Raw genomic sequence first — 8,536 nt, 5'->3', positions numbered from 1 at the left:
AGAATTATCCAAGTGAACTTATTCGAAAGGAAGTATTTGAAATCGCTATTCTCACCAGACAAGAGGGTGATAAAACAAGAGGAACCTCAATTGAGGTTCCTCTTGTGATTTTTGTGGGACAGCAGTGATGTGAGCATGCCTTTTAAAGACCAGTGAATTATTTAATAATAACCAATTGTCCAAGTTGTGCATCTAGGTGTATTTTAGTTTGTTCGGGATGATTCAAAAAATACACCGCCAAAATAGGTTCAAGTTCAACCCGTATTTTTCGTGCTAAATGCCGTGCGCCATACCGAATATCATGATTCTGATAAAAATGTGCTTTGGCTGCATCTGTGAGTTTGATGCTGCGTTTTTGATGCTGTAGGCGTTGATTAAGTTTTTCCAGCTCAATTTCGACCAAACGAGGTAAAGCATCATCTTGAACGGGTTGATATTGTAGTACACGGTCAATACGGTTAATAAATTCAGGGTCGAATTTACGTTGCATAACTTTTTCAATGATGCTGCTGACCGGCACGCGCTTGAGACAAACCTTTTGTATTTTTTCGGGCAAAAAATTTAACTTATCTAGATATTGCTGTGCCGCTTGTGCACCGACATTGCTGGTCATAAAGATCATACAATTACGAAAGTCGATGGTTTTTGTACCTGAGGTTAGGGTTAATTTTCCGCTATCTAGCACATTCATTAAGCCGCGAAGCACTTCGGTTGACGCTTTTTCCAGTTCATCAAAAAGCACGATGCCCGGACGGGTATGACTACCTGCAATGGCAACTTCATCAAATAAACTATGGCCTTCTTTAGAACCGACATAGCCCGGAGGCGCACCAGTAATGGCAGCCGCATAATGTTCCTGTGCGAGCGTGTTCATATCAATACGGCAAAAGGCATCAGGTCGGCCATAAATCACTTCACTGATTAAACGCACAGTTTCGGTTTTACCAACACCTGTCGGTCCAAGCATTAAGGTTACGGAGAGCGGTCGTTCAGGACTGGAAAAATCAGCCTTGACCACATGCAGCATTTTTTCAATTTCGTCTAATGCTGCTTCTTGTCCAATGATCCGTTGCTTTAAGCGTTGCATAACGTCATGCGGTTCAAAATGAAAACGCGGCTTACCCATCAAACGGTTTTTTTCAGCAGTGCTCTGCGTCGAAGTTGTCGGGTGTACGACATGGATGGCGGGATTGGCGTTCGTCATGCATCATGTTCCTAAAGCGGGATGTTTTGAGCATAGCAAATTTAGAATTTTGCATTAATAGCTTTTAGCAATCAGATCATTGCTATGAGCAACAATAAATTTGCGGGATTGCTTGAAAATGCAGGTAAAAGCATCACATCATGTCAAAGAGCAATATCGAAGATGGAACAAGGCAAAAGTGAACGAAAACGCACGCGAACATATTGAAAAAATTCTTGCCAATATGACGACTCTACCCGGTGTTTACCGCATGCTGGGTAAAGACGGTGAGTTGCTGTATGTGGGTAAAGCAAAGAATTTAAAAAATCGTGTGTCGAGTTATTTTCTCAAAACCATTGAGCATCCCAAGACGCAAGCCTTGGTCGCCCGTATTTATGATATTGAAAGTTTGGTGGTGCGTTCTGAAACGGAAGCCTTATTGCTCGAACAAAACCTGATTAAGCTGCATCGTCCACCGTATAACATCATGCTGCGTGATGATAAGTCTTATGTTTATATCTTTATTTCAGCCGATAAACCCTATCCACGAATTGCCGCAGGGCGAGGCAAAGCGAAGCATCAGGCCGGTAAGTTTTTCGGGCCTTATCCGAGTGCTTATAACGCGCGTGACACTTTGGTGGTGCTGCAAAAACTGTTTAATGTGCGTCAGTGTGAAAATAGCTATTTTTCGCAGCGCAAACGACCATGCTTGCAATACCAAATTAAACGCTGTTCCGCGCCTTGTGTGGGTTTGATCTCACCCGAAGATTACAAAGAAGATGTCAATAACTCGATTCGGTTTTTACAAGGCGACACTAAAGAGCTTAATCAAGAGCTGATTGGGAAAATGGAAGCTGCGGCCAAAGCACTCGAGTTTGAAAAGGCGGTGTTTTATCGTGATCGTATGGCACTGCTGCGTGATGTACAAACCCAGCAAGCGATTTATAAAGTCAAAGGTGAGGCCGATATCATTGCCATTGCTTATCAAGCCGGTGTGACCTGTGTGCAGATTATGCATGTGCGCAATGGTAAAATGCTCGGCGGAAAGAGTTATTTTCCTGACATGTTGGGCGATGATTTGGGGCAAATGCTCTCAGATTTTATTGCCAATTTTTACTTTCAGGTGGCAGACGAAATCCCTGCGGAACTCATCATTAATGTCGATATTCCAGATCGTAAAGACATGGAAGATGCGTTGTACCAACACTTTGAAAAGCGGATTCAAATCAAACATAAAGTGCGTGAAACCCGTGCAGAGTGGCAAGAATTGGCACAGATGAATGTACAACATGCGATTAAAGGTAAATTGGCTGATCATTTTGAATTGAATGAGCGCTTTCATCAGTTAGAGCAAGTCGTTGGGCGGCCGATTGACAGTATTGAGTGTTTTGATATTTCTCATACCATGGGGGAGGCAACCATCGCGTCTTGTGTGGTCTTTGATGCGGGCGGCGCAAGAAAGCGTGACTATCGCCAATTTTCCATCAATGATATTACCGAAGGCGATGATTATGCTGCCATGCGTCAAGCGCTGACCCGCCGCTATAAAAAGCATATGCTGCCCGATTTGCTATTAATTGACGGGGGTAAAGGTCAATTACACATGGCGATGGAAGTCATGCAAGAACTTGAGCTCGATGCCTTTATGGTCGGGGTGTCCAAAGGTGAGGGGCGTAAACCGGGTCTGGAAACCTTGCACTTTACCGATGGTGAAAAAATCCAATTGCCCGAAGACCATAAAGCCCTGCATTTGATTCAACAGGTTCGTGATGAAGCCCACCGCTTTGCTATTACTAAACATCGAGCGAAACGAGATAAAAAGCGTGGCTCATCGGTACTTGAAGTGATTCCGGGCTTAGGGCCAAAACGTCGTCGGGATCTGTTGACCCATTTTGGTGGCATTCAGGGGGTACTCAAAGCTTCGGAAAATGATTTAAAACTTGTACCGGGATTAGGCGATGTGATGGCGCGCACCATTTATAAAATCCTGCATGAATAGCGCGAACTAAGCCCAATCGATGACGCGTCAATCCTGAATTTGCCAAAATGCTCATTGACGCATGAGTCACAGATCATTCACATCATTTAATTTTTATACAATGATATAAAAATCAAAAATATGATCAGGGATGATGATGTCACTCGCACAGTTGTATCAACATATTGAACACAATGAATGGGTTGAGATTCCAGAAGGATGGTTGCAAGGACGTACGATCTATGGCGGCTTAGTGGCTGGCATGATGATGCTCAAAGCCGTTGCCACCATTGCAGATCCGCAGCGACGTTTACTCAGTTGTAATGTGACCTTTGTTGGGCCAGTACAATTGGCGCCCGTGCGTTTAAGTGCTGAAATTTTAAGACAGGGCAAATCCGTCACCACCATCGAAGTTCGACTTTGGCAAGATGATGCCGTACAAAGCATTTTATTGGCGAGCTTTGGTGTTCCACGTGAATCAAGCATTGCCGTCAATCAGGAGCGTCAAGCACCCGATTTTCCTGAAGTGAGCAGCTTAAAGATTGCCGAACATCATCCACTTGCACCACAGTGCTTTCAGCAAATGGATTTGGCCTGGGTAGATGGGCAGTATCCGTGTACTGCAAGCAAAAAGCCTGACTTTAGTGGTTGGATGCGTTTTAACCCAGAACGTCATGATAACCGTAAGATGACAGTAGCCGATTTACTGGTCTCGATGGATATGTGGCCGCCCGGCGTGCTGCCTATGTACAAAACCATGGCGCCTGCGAGTTCTTTAACATGGACATTGACCTATGTGCATCCCTTGCAATCAAGCTTGCGTAATTGGTTTAAATATAAAGTATTTACCGACTATGCCGCGGATGGCTACGCCACGGAATATGCTCATTTATGGGATGAAAATAACCAGTTGATAGCGATTGCGCGACAGACTGTTACGGTGTTTGCCTAGTGACACTGAGGGGCATTTCGTATAAAGTGAGTGCAACTAACGATGGATAAATCCTCAAATTATTTTGCATTTTCATCGTGCATGAGGGGAAAACTGGGGTGTCTATGACAACAGGTCGAATCCTGAATATTCCTAATATTTTAACATTGGCACGAATTGCTTTAATTCCTGTGTTTTTGTTGGTGGCGTACTGGCCACCTGCAATGGGCGTGGGTGAGCATGCTGCAAGCATGTCACGTCATATATTGCTGACCGCTATTTTTGTGATCGCAGCTGTCACTGACTGGTTTGATGGCTACCTTGCGAGAAGTTTAAATCAGACTTCAGCATTTGGACGTTTTCTCGATCCTGTAGCAGATAAGCTGATGGTCGCAACTGCGTTGATCGTCTTGGTGCAATGGCAACCGACCATTTCGATGGCCTTTGCAGCGATTGTGATTATTTCACGTGAAATTACAGTGTCTGCGCTACGTGAATGGATGGCTGAATTAGGCGCACGTACCAGTGTTGCGGTTTCAACCGTTGGTAAATATAAAACAGCATTTCAGATGATTGCGATCTCAGTATTTTTGCTGAATTGGCAACCCCTTGAAATGTTGGCGTATGGATTGCTCTATACAGCAGTGGTTTTAACTTTATGGTCGATGTTTATATATTTGAAAGCCGCATGGCCGTATTTAAAACAGCCTTGATGAAAAAATGTAGATTATTAAAAGCTCCGTTATCGGGGCTTTTTTATTGCCTAGCTTTTAGAAAAAATTGAGGGTTTGTCTAGTTTGAACAACGCTTCATTTGAATAGAGCTTGAAGTTAAATGTGAGACGTTAGCGCAAATTTTGGATAAAAAAATTCCCAGATTTTGGGGGAAATCTGGGAAGGAAAATCGGGGTTACTTATCGCTATTATGGAAGATGTTTCCATCTCCTTGATTGCTAGTATAGGAAAGCAGACTTAGAAATACATGGAGTTTCTTGTAGTGTAATGTTGTGTTTTATTGAGAAATGTATCACAAATTTACATTAAGAATTTTTGATACAAATTGGTCGATAACTTTGGTAGGTTTTGTTTGGATTTAAACGATAAAAATCGATATATGTAATGGAAAAAATACAATTAACATTATTTAAATAATAAATTCATTTATTTAAGTTTAAATAAAATTGATCAATGGATAAAAGATATTCCAGCAATGATGAAGATCATTTCCCAATGAAAGCTTACACAGACGTCATCTTTGTTTTGTGAAAATAACAGTGCTTCTAAATTTATAAAAGGAGCCCCTTTGGACTCTTTTATGACATTTGAGACTACGCGCTTCGCTTGTCTTGCATCATTTGTAGAGTAGTAAAAAAGAATCCCCAAACTTGGAGATTCTTTTCAATTAAAGCCCACGCGCAGCATAGCTGCTTGTCTTGCGGCGTGGCGGAGTATAAAAAAAGGAGCCCCTTTGGACTCCTTCATGACATTTGAAACTACGCGCTTCGCTTGTCTTGCGTAAAACTTAAAGCAATGCTTTAAGTTTTACTCAGGCTTTAGGCCTTCGGCTTTTTCTAAAGATTCATCATTGCTGAAGAATTTTTCACGTTGCTCTTCAAGGAACTTTTTCGCGTCAGCTTCAAACACGTTTAAACGTTTTTCATTGATCAACGTGGTTTGGTGTTTTAGCCATTCTTGCCAAGCTTGTTTAGATATCGTATCAAACAATTCTTGTCCCTTTGCACCCGGGAATGGTGCAAAGTCTAAACCTTCCATTTCAGCCTGATATTTACGGCAAAAAACTTGTCGAGACATATCAATACTCCATTTAACTTGAAAAAGTTATGCGTAAAGTTTTTCTAAACGTGCGTGCGCGCGTTCAATTGCTGCTTCAACTTGAGCAGGTGCAGTACCACCAATGTGGTTACGTGCATTGACAGATGCTTCGAGTGTTAAAGCTTTTTTGAAGACATCGGCCTGAATCAAGTCAGAGAACTGTTGAAGTTGCTCAAGGGTTAATTCTGAAAGATCTTTGCCTTCTTGAACACCGAGAGCAACTGCTTTACCCACAATCTCATGTGCATCACGGAATGCCACGCCATTTTTAACTAGGTAGTCGGCAAGGTCAGTTGCAGTTGAGAAGCCACGCAGCGCTGCTTCACGCATGATGTCAATGTTTGGCACTAGTGCAGGGATCATGTCGGCAAATGCCATGAGTGAGCCACGAACAGTATCGATTGCATCGAATAGTGGTTCTTTATCTTCTTGGTTGTCTTTGTTGTATGCCAATGGTTGACCTTTCATCAGGGTCAATAGGCTCATCAAGTCACCATATACACGGCCAGTTTTACCACGGATCAACTCAGGAACGTCTGGGTTTTTCTTTTGCGGCATGATTGAAGAGCCAGTGCAGAAACGGTCAGGAATGTTCACAAATTTGAACTGAGCCGATGTCCAAAGAATCATTTCTTCTGACATACGTGATAAATGCATCATGATGAGTGATGCTGCAGCATTGAATTCAATACCAAAATCACGGTCAGATACAGCGTCTAAAGAGTTTTCAGCTACAGCTTCGAAACCTAGTAGTTCTGCAGTGAATGCACGGTCGATTGGGTAGGTTGTTCCAGCAAGTGCAGCAGAACCTAAAGGCATACGGTTGGTCCGTTTACGGCAGTCAATTAAACGCTCTGAGTCACGTACTAACATTTCAAACCATGCCATTAAATGGTGACCAAAAGTCACTGGCTGTGCAGTTTGTAAATGCGTGAAGCCCGGCATGATGGTATTGGTATTTTTCGCCGCTAAGCCTAGGATGCCTTTTTGTAATTTTTTCAATAATTCTAAAATCGCATCGATTTCGTCGCGAACATACAGACGGATATCGGTTGCAACTTGGTCATTACGACTACGACCGGTGTGTAGTTTTTTACCTGTAATACCGATACGTTGAGTCAAGCGTGACTCAATATTCATGTGCACATCTTCTAGGTCAATGCGCCATTCGAAGTTACCCGCTTCAATTTCTGCTTTAATAGTGTTTAAGCCATTAATAATATCGTCACGCTCTTGTTCAGTTAGAACGCCAACTTTTGCAAGCATGGTTGCATGTGCAATTGAACCTGCAATATCTTGTTTATAAAAGCGTTGGTCAAACTGTACAGATGCTGTAAATTCAGCAACAAAAGCGTCAGTAGCTTCGGAAAAACGACCGCCCCACATGCCTGAAGTTTGGGCTTGTGACGGATTTGAGGAATTAGAAGATGTGGTCATGTCGGCTCAATAAGATAAAAAGCATAGAACTGAACAAGAGTATAGCAAATTCGAACCCAGTTGCCGAAGGGCAAGTTGATCAAACTTTTAGACAAGGTTTGGGCCTATGACAATTTCTGTATTTTCAAGAAAAATGGGCCGTTGGCATTATTTGTGGGAGCTTTTTCTTGCGGGCAATATTGTGGCGTTGGTCTTGGCTTTGGCACAAGCTCAATCGTGGCAAGCCTTAAGTGTTTACAGTGTCATGCAGCATGTGTTGTTTATTAACTGGATATTATTGGCATTTGCAGCATTTTCAGAGCTTTTGCAGAGCAAGACGCGTGGTTTAAGCATGAAAATGCTCATGTTTAGCGGGTTTGTTTTATTGCAAGCTTTGGTGTTATTCACCACCTTAATTTTAAATGTTTTGATCTATTTTGGTGAAAATTTCAGTTTAGCTGGTTTGAGTGCAGATGTTTTAACTGCTAGTGTGGTTTTAAATCTGAGCTATGGGGTATTACTTGGGGCATTTTGTTTTCGATATTTATATTTAAGAGAACAGTGGGGTCGACAACATCATAGTGAATTAAACTCACGCATTCAGGCTATGCAAGCTCGGATTCATCCACATTTTTTATTTAATAGCTTAAACAATGTGATTAGCTTGATTGCGATTGACCCAGATAAAGCGGAGCAAATGCTACTGAATTTATCTCGATTGTTCCGTGCGAGTTTTCAAGAATTGAAACTGGTGAGTCTCAAAGATGAGATCGATTTGTGTCAGCGTTATTTGGCCATCGAACAAATGCGATTGGGCGATCGGCTCAATGTGGAGTGGAAACTGGCCGACATTGAACAGTACGCTCAAGTACAAATTCCACTATTAACTTTACAACCTTTATTAGAAAATAGTATTTTTCATGGAGTCGAAAAGATTTTGACAAAGAGTACGATAAATATATTGATTGAAATATTACAAAATCAAATTAATATCGTTATTACAAATCCTTATACACAGGATACAATTAAATTACGTCAGGGGAATGGTATTGCCATCGAAAATGTGAAACAGCGACTTGAGGCATATTATGGTCAGCATGTCACTTTTCAAACCTACGCAGGCGAGGGAATGTATACGACTGTGGTGCAATATCAATATAAATAGAAATCTCAGTTGACCAATAAAAATAAATGAC

Annotated in this window: 6 protein-coding genes and 1 pseudogene; 4 read left to right on the top strand and 3 right to left on the bottom strand. The window is 41.9% G+C overall.

Annotation, left to right across the window (positions count from 1 at the left end):
- Positions 1 to 157 precede the first annotated feature (157 nt).
- Positions 158 to 1,204: an AAA family ATPase gene (locus FTV04_RS11930; protein WP_168379013.1), complete on the bottom strand. Its 1,047-nt coding sequence runs from the start codon at positions 1,202 to 1,204 to the stop codon at positions 158 to 160.
- A gap of 178 nt (positions 1,205 to 1,382) precedes the next feature.
- On the opposite strand from FTV04_RS11930, the gene uvrC reads away from it, so the two are divergent.
- From uvrC to pgsA, 3 genes are all read left to right on the top strand, one after another.
- Positions 1,383 to 3,182, top strand: a complete 1,800-nt coding sequence (gene uvrC, locus FTV04_RS11925) for an excinuclease ABC subunit UvrC (protein ID WP_180089654.1) — start codon at positions 1,383 to 1,385, stop codon at positions 3,180 to 3,182.
- Between the two features lie 136 nt (positions 3,183 to 3,318).
- A complete protein-coding gene (locus FTV04_RS11920; protein ID WP_180089652.1) occupies positions 3,319 to 4,113 on the top strand; it encodes a thioesterase family protein in 795 nt (264 codons plus the stop codon).
- A 104-nt stretch (positions 4,114 to 4,217) separates the two neighbouring features.
- Positions 4,218 to 4,805: a CDP-diacylglycerol--glycerol-3-phosphate 3-phosphatidyltransferase gene (gene pgsA / locus FTV04_RS11915; protein ID WP_078190467.1), complete on the top strand. Its 588-nt coding sequence runs from the start codon at positions 4,218 to 4,220 to the stop codon at positions 4,803 to 4,805.
- Between the two features lie 828 nt (positions 4,806 to 5,633).
- Here the strand turns inward: pgsA and FTV04_RS11910 are convergent.
- Positions 5,634 to 5,903, bottom strand: coding sequence for an oxidative damage protection protein (locus tag FTV04_RS11910; protein WP_180007019.1), 270 nt, complete (start codon positions 5,901 to 5,903; stop codon positions 5,634 to 5,636).
- 27 nt (positions 5,904 to 5,930) lie between these two features.
- The gene (argH, locus tag FTV04_RS11905) at positions 5,931 to 7,361 is read right to left on the bottom strand and encodes an argininosuccinate lyase (protein ID WP_180007020.1); all 1,431 of its coding nucleotides are present in this window, start codon (positions 7,359 to 7,361) and stop codon (positions 5,931 to 5,933) included.
- Here argH and FTV04_RS11900 point away from each other — a divergent pair.
- Positions 7,352 to 8,505, top strand: a pseudogene (locus FTV04_RS11900) (sensor histidine kinase). The gene argH and the pseudogene FTV04_RS11900 sit on opposite strands and share 10 nt — an antisense overlap.
- Positions 8,506 to 8,536: the final 31 nt, after the last annotated feature.

Origin of the sequence: Acinetobacter sp. YH12219, from assembly GCF_013417875.1 — a bacterium.
In the GTDB taxonomy this organism is placed as follows: domain Bacteria; phylum Pseudomonadota; class Gammaproteobacteria; order Pseudomonadales; family Moraxellaceae; genus Acinetobacter; species Acinetobacter amyesii.
This window is presented reverse-complemented; position numbering and strand designations above follow the sequence as displayed.